General features: G+C 61.7%; 10 protein-coding genes. 5 read left to right on the forward strand and 5 right to left on the reverse strand.

Going from position 1 to position 16,213, the window contains the following annotated elements:
- The 5 genes from LB532_RS23675 to LB532_RS23695 all read left to right on the forward strand — a co-directional run bounded on the left by LB532_RS23675 (nucleotide 1) and on the right by LB532_RS23695 (nucleotide 7,289).
- Nucleotides 1-489: a hypothetical protein gene (locus LB532_RS23675; RefSeq protein ID WP_140640701.1), complete on the forward strand. Its 489-nt coding sequence runs from the start codon at nucleotides 1-3 to the stop codon at nucleotides 487-489.
- Entirely contained in the window at nucleotides 482-961 is a 480-nt protein-coding gene (locus LB532_RS23680; protein WP_140640703.1) for a Mov34/MPN/PAD-1 family protein, read from the forward strand. The genes LB532_RS23675 and LB532_RS23680 overlap by 8 nt, the downstream gene beginning before the upstream one ends.
- Entirely contained in the window at nucleotides 958-2,328 is a 1,371-nt protein-coding gene (locus tag LB532_RS23685; RefSeq protein ID WP_140640704.1) for a thiamine biosynthesis protein ThiF, read from the forward strand. The genes LB532_RS23680 and LB532_RS23685 overlap by 4 nt, the downstream gene beginning before the upstream one ends.
- Nucleotides 2,329-2,479: 151 nt before the next feature.
- Nucleotides 2,480-6,901, forward strand: coding sequence for a sacsin N-terminal ATP-binding-like domain-containing protein (locus LB532_RS23690; RefSeq protein ID WP_140640706.1), 4,422 nt, complete (start codon nucleotides 2,480-2,482; stop codon nucleotides 6,899-6,901).
- A 133-nt stretch (nucleotides 6,902-7,034) separates the two neighbouring features.
- Complete coding sequence (locus LB532_RS23695) at nucleotides 7,035-7,289, forward strand: hypothetical protein (RefSeq protein WP_140640708.1); 255 nt, start codon at nucleotides 7,035-7,037, stop codon at nucleotides 7,287-7,289.
- Between the two features lie 456 nt (nucleotides 7,290-7,745).
- On the opposite strand, the gene LB532_RS23700 is transcribed toward LB532_RS23695, so the two are convergent.
- From LB532_RS23700 to LB532_RS23720, 5 genes are all read right to left on the reverse strand, one after another.
- Nucleotides 7,746-8,258 carry a hypothetical protein gene (locus LB532_RS23700; protein WP_224557261.1) on the reverse strand — a complete coding sequence of 171 codons (513 nt, stop codon included), beginning with the start codon at nucleotides 8,256-8,258 and terminating at the stop codon, nucleotides 7,746-7,748.
- Between the two features lie 28 nt (nucleotides 8,259-8,286).
- Nucleotides 8,287-11,784: an HsdR family type I site-specific deoxyribonuclease gene (locus LB532_RS23705; protein WP_224557264.1), complete on the reverse strand. Its 3,498-nt coding sequence runs from the start codon at nucleotides 11,782-11,784 to the stop codon at nucleotides 8,287-8,289.
- A gap of 178 nt (nucleotides 11,785-11,962) precedes the next feature.
- Nucleotides 11,963-13,072: a restriction endonuclease subunit S gene (locus LB532_RS23710; RefSeq protein ID WP_140640712.1), complete on the reverse strand. Its 1,110-nt coding sequence runs from the start codon at nucleotides 13,070-13,072 to the stop codon at nucleotides 11,963-11,965.
- Complete coding sequence (locus LB532_RS23715) at nucleotides 13,065-14,567, reverse strand: class I SAM-dependent DNA methyltransferase (RefSeq protein ID WP_140640714.1); 1,503 nt, start codon at nucleotides 14,565-14,567, stop codon at nucleotides 13,065-13,067. The genes LB532_RS23710 and LB532_RS23715 overlap by 8 nt, the downstream gene beginning before the upstream one ends.
- Complete coding sequence (locus tag LB532_RS23720; RefSeq protein ID WP_140640716.1) at nucleotides 14,564-16,063, reverse strand: type I restriction-modification system subunit M; 1,500 nt, start codon at nucleotides 16,061-16,063, stop codon at nucleotides 14,564-14,566. Before LB532_RS23720 ends, LB532_RS23715 begins: the two co-directional genes overlap by 4 nt.
- Nucleotides 16,064-16,213: the final 150 nt, after the last annotated feature.

Below are 16,213 nucleotides of genomic sequence, written 5' to 3' on the forward strand. Positions count from 1 at the left end.
ATGACCGTTTTGCTCCCCCGCCCGGACGAGCAGGCCTTCTTGGACGAGGTGGCGGAGGGAGCCTTTCAGCTCGCCGTATACCTCGGCCGGTGGCGCATTGTCCGCATCGCCTGGCCGATTGTCGAGGTCGAGATCACCGCTGCGCCCCGGACCGGCGCGCCTGACTCCTATGGCTTTCGGTTCGACTGCACAGGCTATCCGCAAGACCCGCCGACCGCGCGGCCATGGCTCCCCGCCACGGGCGCCCCGCTGCCCTTCGGCCTGTGGCCTGCCGGCGCTCGCCGGGTGTCGGCGGTGTTCCGCCCGGATTGGCAGAACGGGACCTGCCTGTACGCGCCGTGCGACCGGATGAGCATCGCCGGCCATGCAAACTGGTGTCAGGAGCACGCTGCCTACATCTGGCGCCCCGAAAAGGGCCTCCAGCAGTACCTCGAGTTCCTGCATGAGCTGCTGAACAGCGTAGACTACATGGGAGTGCGCGGTGGCTGACGAACTCTTCATCTCGCGCGATCGGTGGCTCGCCCTCATGGCCGAGCTGCGCCGCCGCGGCGGCGGCAAGACCGAAAGCGGCGCCTTTCTGCTCGGCAAGCGCCAGGGCGATCGGCGTGTGCTCGAAAGGTGCGTGTTCTACGACGACCTCGACGCGAACGCCTACCGTAGCGGAGTGTGCATCCTCTACGCCGACGCCTTCGAGAGGCTTTGGGGGATCTGCCGGTCCTCGGGCCTGCAGGTGCTGGCCGACATCCACACCCACGGCGGCGCCGCAACGCAGAGCGAGGCCGATCGACGCAATCCTATGATAGCACGGCCCGGTCACCTCGGCCTCATCGTCGAACGCTTCGCTAGCAACCCAGTGTGGCGCCACCGCATGGGCCTCTACCGCTACGAGGGCTCGCACGACTGGACCAATTTGAGCGGATGGCGCAGCCGCCGCGTCCTCAAGACGGGAACCTTTACATGATGACCCAGATGATCACCGAAACGCGTCCTGACACTCTGCATCGGGGGGTCAAGATGGCCTTGGACAACGGCGAGGCCGACAGCGTCGAAGCCGGCTACGCCCTATTCGCCAGCTATCGCATGGCCATCGGCCTGGGCGCCGCTGGCGGCCAATCGCCGGCCATCCAAGCCGCCTTGCTGACCATGGTCAACTGCGGGCGGCGTGCCTTGTTGGGCGGGGTGGAAATCCTCGGCGACCTTCAAGTCCCCTTGCTGGTCGATCTCCCCCGTCTCGGCGCAACCCTAGGAGACGCGGTTGTGGCGCTCGGCGGAACGCCTCGGCCCGAGTCCTCGCCGCTGACCCCGCTCACCTGGTTGGGCGACGGGGCGCCTTCCACAGCGCTGCAGGTCAGCTTCAGCGACTGGCGCGGAGGCGTGTTCGTCGCCAGCGAGGGCGAGCGCCTGGCCGAAGGTGCGAATGACATTCCCGCCGCGGTCTTGGCCGGCGCCCTGGCCGTCGCTGAAGTGTTCCAGCGCTTCCGCGGCAACCCGATGGCGGGCGACCGAGAAGTGGGTTTGTCCCTATGGGATCCGTGCGCTCCCTGGCGCAGCGCCTCAGGCCCTGCAGCCTGGGTGGCGCCAAGCAAGCTCTGGGTCCTTGGCCTAGGTCACTTGGGTCAGGCTTTCCTTTGGACCCTTGGCTTGCTCCCATTCGAACGTCCGACCGACGTAGAAGTAACCCTCCAGGATTTCGACCGCCTGGCGTTGGCGAATGATAGCACATCAATCCTGACCAGAATCGACATGGCCGGCCGCCTTAAGACTCGTGAAATGGCGGCATGGGCAGAGGCGCGGGGATTTCGGACTCGAGTAGTCGAGCGGCGCTTTGCGGGCGATATCACATTGGCCGAAGACGACCCACGCGTCTTATTCTGCGGCGTCGACAACGCTGAGGCGCGGGCTAGTCTAGAAGACCCCGGCTTCGACCTAGTGGTTGACGCAGGTCTGGGCGCAGGTCCGCAAGAGTATCTAGCGATGCGCTTGCATACTTTCCCTGGCCCGGTCGCAGCTCGTGCGCGATGGGGAGAGGTCTCTGGCACCCGCGTTGCGGACACCAAGGCAGCGAAGACTGCTACCGCCTACCAGAACTTGTTGGCAAAGGGCTTAGATGACTGTGGTTTGCTGGAAATTGCATCGAGAACCGTTGGCGTGCCCTTCGTCGGAGTGATCGCTGCGACCCTGGCGCTGATGGAGATCGTCCGCCGCCTCAACCACGGCCCGTGCCTGGGCGTGCTCGACCTAACCCTTAGAGACATCGGCGCCAAACAGGACGTCGAGGGCAAGGCGGCCAAGCGATTTAATCCCGGCTACACGACCCTGCGCGCTTAGCGTCGGGCGGCTCGCCGGCTCGTCGTCAAAGGGACCGGCGGGGGCACCCGTCCAAACTGCTATAGTTGTCCGCTCGTCAGAAATCGAACAACTAGACCGTCGCTTTGTTCGTGCTAGTCTTTTAGGTTCAAATTTTCGGGGGCTTTACTTTATGAACGAATCCGCCGTGCTTCCAACGCCGATAATGGCCGTGAGTGATACTGACCTGGGTGCGTGGGCCGCGCAACTGATCTGGGATGATCAGCCGGGTGTCGATGATCTGATCGATCCGCGCACGCCCGATTTCGCCAATGCCGTGGTCACGGGATTGGCGAGTGCTTTGGCATCGTCCCCCGGTGCCTTGAAAAAGATGATGCGCGGCGCGGCCGCTGCCGCCGAGGATTTGAACGTCGAGCCGCTTCAGGGACTGACGGAAGTGATCCAAAATGCGGATGATTTACGCGCTTCAGAAGTTCGCTTTGCCTTCCGTGAAACGGATGCCGGCCGCGAGCTATTGATCGTGCATAATGGCCAGCCGGTTGCCTGCCAGCACGTGCTGGGGATGGCGCTGCCGTTCGTGACGACCAAGACTAATAGAACCGATCAGCGCGGGCGGTTTGGCATTGGTCTGAAGACGCTCAAGCGCATCGCGGATGATCTCGCAATCCATTCAGCGCCGTATCATTTTTCAGGGGATCAGCTTTCTGTCCAAGTCGTGCCAGCAGAACGAGCGCTGCCCGGCTTCTACGATCCCACCACCGATACGATGATTGTCTTGCGACTGAAACCTGATTTCAGCGAGGAAGGGCTGAAAGCCTGGTTCGCGGAGTGGGAGGACGACGGCCTGATGTTCTTGACCTGGGTCTCGAGTTTCCGCTGGTGTGATCTAGCTGGCGCAACCCTCGAAGGCCGCACCCTGACCTTCGGCGCTTGGGAACACATCGCTTTGGTTGGCGGTCGCGCCTCCATCACCGCGCTATCGAGACGCGAGGTTCAGAGCACGGCGGTCTCGTGGATCGTGTGGCGCGCTACCTTGCCAGTGCCCGGTCATCTGCATCCAGCTCACAAGGCGCGCCCCGAGGAGACGCGAATTTCCATCGCCGTGCCGAGCCCGGCGGACGCGGGAAGTCTTTATATCGGCTTCAAGACCCGCGTCGCGGTGGAACTGCCATTTTCGCTCGACGCGCAATTCGACCCCAGCACCACTCGCGAGGCCTTGATCGAAAGCACGTGGAACAACTGGCTGATCGAGCGATGCGGCGATGTGCTTGGCGAGGTCGCGCATGGCCGTATGCTGTCGGGGCCCAAGGACGCCTGGCGCTTGGTACCGGTCGCTGCCGATTATATCGGCAATGAAGGGGACCGTTGGCTGCGTGGCGGCTTCGCGAAATCATTTGAGACAGCGCGCGATTGGCTTGGCGAGCATGCGGCGATCCTTATTGGCGGCGCGCCCGTCGCACTGTCGGACATCGCCTATGAATACGCTGACCTAAGCGACCTTCTGACCGAGGCCGATATCGAGGCGTTGGCTGAAGGATCGCGGGCGCTGCCGCGCGATGTTCGCGATGCGAGCGGCAGGTGGCGCACGGTGCTTGATCAAATTGGAGTCTGCGCCACCGTTGGCACTACTGAGGTGCTTGAGGGCTTCAGGCAGTCGCTGTTTGAACCAAAGGAACCAAGTTGGTGGGTAAAAGCCGCGCGCGTGTTGGTGGAGACCCACGCCGACGAGGAACTATTCGATGTGCCGTTCTGGCTGACCGATCAAGGCCGCGCGGTGGTGTGCAAGCGCGAAGGCGCTACAGCAAAGCCGCTCGTTCTTGGCGGAGAGTTTTCGGTGTTTTCCCTACGTTGGAACCTGTTAGATCGCCTGCACGCCGCGTACGGCATCGAGAAGGATGGCCTTGTCGCGATAAATTGGCTGGATCAACACGCGGCGTTCCGGACAACCGTCGATGCATCGACCGAACTCGCTGCCTTCGCCGAGCGATTCGCGGTCACGCCGCTAGAGATCGAGGACGCGGATTTGCGCGAGCTTCGCAATCGGTTCGATGAGTTGAGCGACCGCCGTGCGGATGAGGTCGGCCATGCCGTGGGCGCGGCGCTGATGGTGGATGGCTTCGTTTATAGGAGTGGCAAAATGCACCGACAGAAGGTGCGTCCGACGGAAGCCTATCTGTGCAAGACGTTGGACAGCGATTTCCCCAATTGGCCTACGGCAGCCGAGAACATACCGGGTATACAATGGATCTCCGCCGGGTACGACGAGAAACTCAAGACGGGCGCGACGCGCGCGCAACGTAAGCGCGCCGATGGGACCATCTCGCGGGGCCCGCGCAAGTTCTTCACGCTGCTTGGCGTGGAGAACGCGCCGCGACTGAAGCAAACCGGGTTGGTCCGTTGGGGCGGCACGACGCGGAACCGGGAACTTCGCGCGGCACAGGCCGAACAAGTGCCGGCCGATTGGATCAGTCCCGATCTCGATCGCGTCCTGACTGCATTCTCCAAGCTGTCCAAGAAGGCTCTGCGCGAGAGAAGCCCCGCCCTGTTCAAGGCCATGGCACGCGTCTGGGAGCGGTCTTACGCCAATCGCAAGATGGTGGCCTCGCAGCACGAGGCGCGTGTCTACGTTTATCCGAAGGCACCTGTCACCGCGCAATGGCTGATCCAGTTACGTGAGACGCCGTGGGTGGCGATCGGCAAAGGCGAGTTGGTGACGCCGAACGAAGCCGTGGTGAAAACTCAGGAGACGCAAACGCTCTACGCCAGCACGGCCTTCGCGGTCGGCATCGATCCGGGGGATTTTGGTGCGGACTTCGCGGCGACCCTCGGGTTGGTCACCTCGGTGCGGGTCAGCGATCTCGTCAAGCTGCTGCGCGAGACGCGCGATGGGGTCGAGGCCTTCGATGACGGGCAGGTTATGGCGATCTATCGCAACGTAGCGAAATACGTGCCTCGCGCAGTCGTGTGGAACACCCGCATCGGCGATATGACTATCCAGGATTTGCGCAAGGCTTTCACGGAGAACCAGGGGCTTATCCACGTCGGAGGCAACGTTTGGCGAAGGCCAAACGAGCTGATGCGCGGCAAGGATATCTTTCATGACCGCTCGCGCTTCGTGCCGGTTGGACCGGCCTTTGCGAGCCTCTGGTCGGCCTTAGATGTGCGCGAGCCCACGCTTGATGACTGTCTTGCGTTCCTGAAGTCGCTGGCGGGGAAGCCGTATGACGTCTGGGTCACGTCACGCCTAATCGACGTATATCGCTATATGGAGCCCCTGCTGGCCAATGCAGAGCGGCGGCACCGCGAGCGCATGAAAACTCTGCCGCTGTATTGCGGCGATCGTTGGGAGTCCGAGCGGCCCATTTTCCTGGTCGAGGAATCCGAACTTAGATCGCAATTGGCGATGGCGTTGCCTGGCAAGAAATTTTGGACGCCGCCGTGCGACCTTCGGGAGCTGGCGTCGTTTGTGGTTTTCACGGGCGTGACGCGGAGCGAGCCCACCTTGGTCGTCGCGGATGATCGCGAGGCGGCCCAGGATCGTGGCGATGGCTTGCGCGCGCACTTCCGGCAGGCGGTCGATCACCTCTCTGATGAACTAGCGCGCAATGATCCTGAGGTGCGCCAGCGCATGGCGATCAGTTGGGACGCGCTGCGGGAGATTCCATTGTTCGTACACTCCAGTCCGATTGCGGTTCAGGCGAGGGCCGAGGAATTGTCGGCGACGAAGATTCTGATCCAGCTTCAGGCGTTGATCGTGCACGATCCGCTCGAGCTGCATGTCCGGGACGAGGCCCTGCCCAAGCGCGAATACGGTGGCCACGCGATCGCGTCGTTGTTCCCGCATGCCTCGCGCCGCGGCATTGAGGCCGAATGGGTGGTGGCCTGGCAGGAAGCGCGCGAGACAGCGGCCGAGGCCATACGCCTCGCATCGGACGAGGAACATACCGAGGCGATGGAAGACCGAGCCGCCATGATCAACGCCGCTCCGAAAAAGAGGATATCGGTGAGCACACCCGGCGGGAAGGGCGCCACCTTGACGCCGCGAACACTTAAGAACAGCGTTGGGCCCATTCTGGGAGCCACAGTGGTGCCGGGCATCGATCCGAAGCCGACGCCACCACCGGCCAAGTCGAAGCTGCACAACGCGCCGCCTCCGACCAAGCCGTTCGAAGCCGGTTCGCGCACGGCGCCGACGGCCTACACCGATCGCGACCTTGAACAACGCGGTTGGGAGTTGCTTACCCAGGCGTTGGAGACCTCGGCGGAGGAACTTCTGGTTGATTTTCGCAGCAGGCATCGCGTAGGTGCGGATGGCGCGATCGACTGGAAGACCTTCGTTGAGATGAAAGCGACCGGCCGGGCGCCACAGGGATCGGTCGAGATGTCCAATGCCGAATACGAGCGCGCCAAGGAACGCGGCAACGACTTCATCTTGGCTTTGGTCAGCGGCCTCGAAGATGGCTATCAGGACGAGGTGCGGTTGATATTCGATCCGGCCAATCGCGCGACCGTTCGCCCGCTGAACGGCGTGAAGCTTGTCGCATTAACTGAAGCGCCTCTGGTCTTGATCGCGTATGGTAACTCAGAGGGATAACCTACGTCCTATCGCCACCCTCTTCCAAGGGCGCGGCCTTCTGGACGGCTGACAGGCCCCTCGGAGGACCAACGGGCATCATCGAGCCGCCTGCTGGTTGAGCCGCGATTACAGCGACTAAGCACCGATCGATTTGGCAGAACTGCGGGAGCGCTTCAAAAGCTTTAAGCTTGCCTGGCCCGCCGGCAACATCAAAGATTTGCAGAAGCTACGAAACGACTTCGAGCACTACCATTCACAGGCCCCGAAGGAAGTCATTCGTCAGGCAATCGCCGGCTGCTTTCCCCTCGTGGAAGGATTTTTCGCCATCCTTGGGCGTTCGCCTAAAGCATCGCTTGGCAACGCTTGGGACGTGATGCTGGCCGAAAAGGCGTTCTTCGACAAATAAAAAAGGAATGCGAAGCCACGTTCAACGAGATCGACTGGTGGGGCGAGATAACGGACCGATCCGAAATTCGCTGTGCGACGTGCGGGTCGTCGCTGATCTATCAAGCAGATGCACATAACAGCGACCCAGCCGAGATCGAGGGCCGATGCAAGGCGTGCGGCGAAGAGATGACGGCAGAGCAGACCGTCGAGATCATAGTCGAGGCGCAGTTCGGCGAAGATGCATATCTCGCCGCAAAGGAAGGTTCAGACCCGGTCGTTCATTCGTGTCCGGAATGCGCTAACGAGACCTACGTCGAGACAGGTGAGACGGTGAGGTGTTTTTTCTGCGACTACTCGATTGACGACTCATGCGCACGCTGCGGCACTGCACTCACGGCTTCCACCATACGGTAAACAATCCGCATCTCTGCGACTATTGCGATCACGTATCATCGCGTGACGACTAGCAGCTTGCCTACCACTTGCCTTCGAACATGAAGCGTAGATCGTCGTGAGATCGAAGAGCTTCAAGGAGGACCTCGATCGCCTCGGAGACCAAGAGCGCATTGCGATCAGCGTCGGGATGGCCTGACTTGCCGCCATGAACGAGATTGTTTCTCACGCGCCGAACCGCGCCGATGAAATCCTGAATACTGTTCGGCGCGGCCTTCACCCCCCAACCTAGAGTGCTGCCATTCAGAACCTGTTTGCTTGGCGGGTTGCTCAGGATCGTCGGCGCAAGGTTCTTTTCGCGGACGCGCTGAAGAAATTCAGCCTTCAGCTCTTCGTTAGCGAACTTGTCCCAGTTCGCTTCAACCGCTCCGTTGCGCATCACCCCGTAGCCCAGCTCCTTCAGTGCGTACTCAAACCGCGTAACGACGTGCATTAGTTCATCGGCGCGCGGTGGCAAGCGATTAGCTGTCCCCATGTCGATTGCGACCGCGCTCTTTTCTTTTGGTAGCTCCATCACAGCGTCCTCTGTAAGCATACCGACAATCTCCCAGCTACCCGAGTTGTCAGTAATACTCTCGAACATAGCCGTATGCCTTCTCGAACAGCTCGGCGTCCTGATGCAGCTGGTAGCGGAATAGCGTCTGGCGAAGTGCCTTCTTGACCTCGCGTTCACCCGCGTGCGTGGCCTGCCAGCCATCGAAACGGACCGCACGCACGATCTCGTCGATATCGTCCACGACCCGCTTGACCATCACGGGCGTGTTGCCGTTCCGCGCTTCCTCGAAAAGCTCGGTCAACGCCGCCTTGCCCCGGTCGATGTCCTCTTCCTCTGGCGTCTCGCGCTCGGTCTTCACCACGTCTTTCGCCAGCGCCAGAAGCTCCTTCAGGAAGTCGATCGACAGCAAGAGACCCTGCTGATGCCGGTTCTTCAGGTCCTCCAGGCGCTCGCCCAGCGCCTTGAAGTTCGGGTTCCCCGCATGCTTCCGTAAACGGCCCGCCAGCTTGACCGATATTTCCTTGGCCTTCTGTTCCGGGTCAGGATCGCCGAGGACCGCCTCCAGCAGCTCGGCATCCAGAACCAGCGTGTCGAGATCATCCCGCACCGCGTCGACATGGACGTGTTCGTGGATCAGCTCGATGGTCTTGGCGCCCAGCCGATGCCAAAGCAGGCGCCCTGTGCCGCTGGAGGGCTTCAGCGATTCGTAGACCTGTGCCAGCCAGCGATAGTCGGTCTCGAACTGCGTCAGCACCGGATCAGGCGAAAGCGCCTCCCATATGCGCGCCAGAACGCTGAAATCGGCCGCAAAGGCGTCGCGCAAGTCGTTGTTCGGGATACATTCCTGCGCTGCGATAAGGCCCTCGTAGCCGGTCAGGCTTCGGTCTACGCCCGCGAAATAGGCGAGGCACTTCTGCAGGGCGGTCGGCAGGGCGTTGATCAGCTCGGCGATGTTCGACACCGCCTTTTGCACGCCCTCCTCGTCGAACTTCAGCGCCTGCGCCACGTCGTCGAAGATGCCGAGGTAGTCGACAATCAGGCCATGCGTCTTCTGCTCGCCATAGGGACGATTCGTCCGGCAGATCGCCTGCAAGAGCGTATGGTCGCGCAGCGGCTTGTCAAGGTACATCGTCTGCAGGATCGGCGCGTCGAAGCCGGTCAGCAGCTTCGACGTCACGATGATGATCTTCAGCGGGTCCTTCGGATCGCGGAAGCGGTCGAGCAGCTTCTCTTCGGCATCACGGTCGTGTTTATACGGCGCATATTCCGGCTCATTGCTGTTCACGGAGATCACTACGTCGGAAACCTCGGGCGGCAGCAGCTTGTCGAGTTCCTCCTTGTAGAGCAGGCAACTCTCGCGGTCGAAGGTCACTACCTGTGCGCCGAAGCCGTTCGGGGCGACCTTTTCTTGAAAATGCTTGGCGATGTCTGCGCAAATCGCGCGGATGCGAGCGGGTGCCTTTACCAGGATCGACATCTTGGCCGCCGCCTTGCCCAGCCGATCTCTGTCCTCGTCGGTCAAGCCTTGCGTCAGTTCGGCATAGGCTTCCTCGATGGCCTTCTGATCGATGTGCAGGTCCACCAGGCGCGGTTCGAAATGCAGCTCCTTCGTCGCCCCGTCGCGGATCGAGTCGTTCAGGCCGTAGCGGCTCATGTAGCCGCCTTCGTCCGTCTCGGCGCCAAAGGCGTAGAAGGTGTTCTTGTCGGCGCGGTTGATGGGCGTGCCGGTCAGGCCAAACAGGAACGCGTTCGGCAGCGCATCGCGCATCTTCCGGCCCAGATCGCCTTCCTGCGTGCGGTGCGCCTCGTCCACGAGCACGATGATGTTGTCGCGGTCGTTCAGCACGCCGTCGGCCTCTGCGAACTTGTGGATCGTGGTGATCACTACCTTTCGGGCGTCCTTGCCCAGAAGATCGGCCAGTTCCTTGCGGCTTTCTGTGCGCACCATATTGGGCATGTCAGCGGCATAGAAGGTGCCGGAGATCTGGCTGTCGAGGTCGATCCGATCGACCACGATCAGCACCGTGGGGTTCTTCAGTGACGGGTGCAGCCGCAGCTTGCGCGCGGCGAACAGCATCAGCAGCGATTTGCCCGACCCCTGGAAATGCCAGATAAGCCCCTTGCGCGGCTGGCCCGCCACCACCCGCGCGACGATCTTGTTGACGCCGTCCACCTGCTGATAGCGAGCGATGATCTTGATGCGGTGCTTACCCTTCTGCGTGGCGAAGGCGGTGAAGCTGTCGAGCATGTCGAGCACCATCGCCGGGCGCAGCATCGAGGTGGCGGCCTTCTCAACCGCGCCCATCGTTTGCGGCCCGTCGCCGTCGCGCCAGGGACCCCACATGTCGACCGGCATCCGGATCGAGCCGTAGCGGAACTCCTTGCCCTCGGTCGCCACGGAAAAGACGTTGGGCACGAACAGTTCCGGCACGTTGCGTTCGTAGTCGTCATGCACCTGCAAGGCGGCGTCGAACCAGCTCTGACTGGACCGCACCGGCGTCTTAGCCTCGATCAGCACCAGCGGAATGCCGTTGACCAGCAGCACCAGATCGGCGCGCTTCTCGGTCTTGCCCGCCCGGATGGTGAACTGCTGGGTGACGACAAAGCTGTTATTCTCGATCTCGTCGAAATCGATCAGGCGGATGGTGACGTGTTCGCCGTTCGCGCCAAAGGGCATGGAACGTTCGCCCAAAAGCCACGCCGCAAATTCCTCGTTCGCCTTCACCAAGCCGTCCGACCGCGAGCCCATGACGATGGCGCGCAAGCGGTATAGCACGTCATCGGCCCGGCCGGGGTTGGCGGCGATGTCGGGGTTCAGGCGGATCAGGGTGTCACGCAGATGGGGTTCGACCAGCACCTCTTGCGGCTGGCGGGGAAGGTCGGCGGGGGCGACGTAATGCCAGCCGAGGCCCGCGATCCGGCCTCCCGTCCGGGCCCAGCCAACCGAGAACTCTCGGGGACGTGAGTTTGATGGACCGGCCAGGACATCGCGCAGATGCGCTTCGACTGTGTTCCCCTCATTGAAACTAGCGATGCGACGGGCGCGTTCGTCTTGGAATGATGCGCTTTCCGGGCCAGGTTCGATCCCAGCCACCTTGATGGGCTCCAACAGATCACGCAGTTTCGACTGCGTTTCTGCCGAGTGCAGCAGTCTGCCGGCTTCCTCAGCGGGAACCGCAACGGTCAGTAGAATGCTCCCCTGTTTCACGGACACGGTAAGCACGTCCTTCGGTGAGGCGTCGATAACGGCGGCGATAGCGAGAAGAATGCGCTCCTTGTCCTTCTCGTAGTCGTCCTTTGTCGTGTCCAGTTTCAAGGTCACGAGCTGTTTCGGGCCGAAATCAGCCGGGACGCCTTTGTAGCGAGCCACCCATGGCTTCTTCTTGTAAAGCTCTAGCGTCTTCGCATCCCATTTCTGATCGTGCGAGAGCTTATGGCAGAGGCTGCAAAGCACCAACAGATTCTCGAAGGAATGGTCCTTGGTGGCTGTCCATGGGATGATATGCGCCTTTTCGAGCGAAACCGTTTCGCCGCAAGCACAACAGCGGTGCCCGCACTCGATCATCAAGTCACGCTGCGTTTCCGCAGGGATTGTTGGACGGCTCGACATCAAACTTGCCCCCAATGACTGGACTGCAAACCACCGCGCGCGAAGCCGATGATGGTTCGCGCCAGGCGGTCCGATGCCATGCCCGCGAAAACGTCGCGCAGATAGGCTTGGGCAGTGTTAGCTTTAATGAAAGTCACGGTTCAAAACACTGGCTAAGGAGTTTTCGTCCAAGATTGCGAATGGACCCCAGTCTTTGAATTACCGCGTCGAGATTAGCTGTAATTTCCAAATCAGCGGAAATGATCTCACCTTGCTTCTCAAGCGTCGGAACTGGGATTTTGAACCTATTGATAATGCTTTGTGTCATCAATGGTTGGGCACCGCCGGTAGCGTACTGGTTCAAATGCAAGTTCTGTAGGCAGAGCTCAAAATAGCGGGACTGCAGGCGATCAGTGTGTGACTTCACATACAGTGCATTGTCCGTCACCCAGCAGCGCTCATTGATGAAGTGAACGGCACCACAGTATTCGCCAACTCTGCCGATCGCGATGCAAGGGCTGGGCACCTCCTCAAGCGGTTGTTCGGAATACCCGGCGATACCGTTGCCACCTACTACTGGAAACGGAGAGGACTCGCTTCGGCTTTTTGGAAGGTCAGAAACTCTTATCAGTTTGCCGCTGCTAAAGCGTGCAAGCTTACCAATTTCTTCCCGATCAACTGCCGTCCAGGAAATGGCGCTGGTGAACGCGGCTTCACGAAGCACAAGCGACGTTTGTATTGCCTCGTTAAGCTTCTCCTGCAGTGCTCGGAAGGCCGACAGCGACTCCACCAACCGCGCCTGCTCTTGGATCGGCGGCAGCAAAAACTCCTCTGCGGCGAGGGCCTTCCAGTTGATCGTCGGCGACAGTGACCCGACCGAGATGCCCAAGGCCCGCTCCATGAACAGATCGCTCTGCATGAAGAAGGGCAGAAACTCGGGCAGCACCGCGCCGGACTTGGCGCGCAGCACCATGGCATGCGCCGAACAGATTCCCTCGAAGTCCGCCACCGCCACCTTGCGCTGATAGACCCGGCGCTTTCCGAAGATTATGTCCCCCGGCTGGAACCGAAGCTTGGTCGATTCCACATCCGTAGGTTCGCCCCAACGCCGGATGCGCAGGCTGTCGGGATCAAGATGTTCCAGACCGACATAGCGTTCCACCCCGGACTCGGCGGGGTTGTCGATCCGGTCGTTGATCTGCGTGGCGATCTGGTCGAACCGCACGCGGGTCCACCCCGCCCTGGAAATCGGCCGCTCAAGCATCGGCATCCTCTGCAGGTGTCAGGCCATCGAGCATGTCCACCAGCGCGTCCATGCCCGACCAGAAGTCCCGCCCTTCCTCGTCAAACGCCGCCCATCTCGCCGCAAGTGTGGTACCGCCACCCGCCACCGCCGCCTTTGGTCGCTTCACATAGCGGGCGATCGACAGGTTGCCGTCGGCCGCCAGCACATCGGCAACATCCGCCACGGCGGCAAAGCCGGGCTCATCCGCAAAGGCGTGATAGGCGGACAGGATGCGCGCCTGATGTTCGGGCCGCAGGAAACTTTGCGCCCGTTCACGCGCAATCTCGGCCACCGCGTCGATGAACAGGATGCGCCCCTTGCGCGTCTCGGGCTTCTGCGACCGGCAGATCACCACGCAGGCCTCCATCGGCGAGTTGTAGAAGAGCCCCGGCCCCAGCCTCAGCACACATTCGACCCGGTCGGATTCGACCAGCCTGCGCCGCATCTCGGCCTCTTCATTGCGGAACAGCACGCCATGCGGAAAAAGGATCGCACAGCGCCCGGTCTTGGGGTGCATCGACGACAGGATATGCTGGAAGAAGGCGTAATCCGCCCGCCCCTGCGGCGGGGTGCCAAGGAAGTTGCGGCCCCAGGCATCCTGCTCCCAAGCGCCGCGGTTCCATTTCTTGATGGAATAGGGCGGGTTGGCGAGGACGACGTCGAAGCTGCGCAGGCGGTCGCCCTGCACGAAGGCGGGCGTGGTCAGCGTGTTGCCGCTTGCGATGTGGAAATCGTCCACGCCATGGATGACCAGGTTCATCCGCGCGATGGCGGCCGTGATGGTGATCAGTTCCTGCCCGTAAAGGCCGGTGGTGCGGATATCGCCCCCGCGCCGCTTCACCTCAGCCAAGCACGAGATCAGCATGCCGCCGGTGCCGCAGGTCGGGTCGTAGATGCTCTCGCCCGACTGCGGCTCCAGCATCTGCGCCATAAGATGGACTAGGGTGCGGTTGGTGTAGAACTCCTGCGCGGTGTGGCCGCTGTCGTCGGCGAATTTTTTGATCAGGTATTCGTAGCCATTGCCAAGCTCGTCCTCGGGCACGGCGGCAAGGGTAAGGTCGTGCTTGGAGAAGTGCTCGATCAGGTTCTTCAGCGTGCTGTCGGGCATCTGAGCCTTATCGGTCCAGTTCGCATTGCCGAAGACGCCCTGAAGGCGCTCCGGGTTGGCGGCCTCGATGGCGAGGAAGGCCGACAGCAGCGCTCGCCCCACATCGCGGGGTGCCGCGCGCACGTCGTTCCAATGCGCGCCCTCGGGGATCACGAAGCGGTCGTTGGCCGTGTCGGTGGCATAGCCCTCGTCGCCGGTCTCGTCGAGCGCCTGCTGGTAATCCTCGTCCCAGACGTCGGACAGGCGTTTGAAGAACATCAGCGGGAAGATGTATTGCTTGTAGTCGCTGGCATCGATGAGCCCGCGCAGCAAAGTTGCTGCGCCCCAGAGATAGCTTTCGAGTTCGCGCTGGGTCAGCCCGCTCATTGCAGCCACCCCCCTTCGATCAGCACCTTGCGGAGGTGATCCTCGGCCGCGCGAGCGTCGGCCAGCGCTGTCTTGAACGCCTCGACGGCTTCGGGGAACGGCGGGATGTCCTGGCCGATGGGCGGCGGGACGTAACGCGAGATGTTCAGCGTCCAGCCTTCCTTCTTGATCTCGTCCAGCGTCGCCACCTTGGCGCGACCCTCGACATCGTCGAAGGCGCGATACCAGGCGACGATGTGGTCGCTGTGCTCCTGATCGAGGAAGTTCTGCGCCCGGCCTTTGCGGAACAGGCTGGAGGCGTCGATGATCAATACCTTGTTCTTGCGGGCCTCGGGCTTCTTGCGGCGCAGGATGATGACACATCCGGCCAGCTGCGTACCGTAGAACAGGTTCGGCGCAAGGCCGATGACCGCCTCGACCATGTCTTTTTCCAGCAGTGCTTGCCGGATCGAGCCCTCGGCCGATTTACGGAACAGCGCGCCCTGCGGCAGGACGACGGCCATGCGGCTGTTCCCGGTCGGCGCCATGGATGCGATCATGTGCTGAACGAAGGCATAATCGCCATAGCTTTCGGGCGGGATCCCGTACTGGGCCCGGCCCCAGGGGTCGGCCTCCCACAGCTCACGCCCCCATTCCTTGAGCGAGAACGGCGGGTTCGCGACGACGCAGTCGAAGGTGGCAAGGCCGCCGGTGCTGGAATCCGTGAAGGCCGGGTTCCGCAACGTATCTTCACGGGCCACCTGGAAGTCCTCGATCCCGTGCAGGACAAGGTTCATCCGGGCGATCGCGGCCGTGGTCAGGTTCTTCTCCTGGCCGTAGATCTTGCCGTAGAAGGTGCGCGGATCGCCGCCCTTGCGGATGACATGCTCGATAGCCCCGAGCAGCATGCCGCCCGTGCCGCAGGCGGGGTCGTAGATGCTTTCGCTTTCCTTGGGGTCGAGGATTTCGACCATCATGCGCACGACGCTGCGTGGCGTGTAGAACTCGCCCGCCTTGTTTCGGCGGGTGACGTCGGCAAACTTGCCCACCAGATATTCGTACGCATCGCCGAGCACGTCGGTGCTGACGGTGGTGTTGCCGAGCCCGATCTCCGAGAAACCTTCGATCAGATCCTTCAGCAACTCGTCGGAGAACTTTTCCTTGTTGCCCCAGTCCGCAGAGCCGAAAACGCGGAACAGAGTGTCCGGATTGGCCCGCTCGATCTCCTGCATGGCCTTCTGGAGGGCCATGCCGACGTTGACCGGGACCTCCCTGATGTCGTTCCAGTGGAAGCCCTTGGGCAGCACGAAACGGTGCACCTCCGGAAACAGAGAGGGGTCAGCTTCGCCATAGATCTCCCGAGCCTCAGCCGTCTCTTCGTCCCAGACGTCGGAGATGCGCTTGAAGAACAGCAAAGGAAGAATGTAACCCTTCCAATCCGTACGATCGACAGCGGAGCCGCGAAGAGTATTGGCGGCATTCCATAGTGCCGAAGTGAGGTTGTTCGCTATCGTCATCGGTGCCCCCCGTGCACGCAGGTGTACACAACCTGTCACGAACTACCAACCGTCAGGAACTATGGCGAAACACGGTACCCCGGACCCGGTGAGTTAATCGCCACTCTTCGCCGTCGCGACCCTAGTGGCCCAGCCCAACGCGAACGGGTG

This window comes from Mesorhizobium sp. ESP-6-2 (genome assembly GCF_020164675.1).
Classification (GTDB): domain Bacteria; phylum Pseudomonadota; class Alphaproteobacteria; order Rhizobiales; family Rhizobiaceae; genus Mesorhizobium.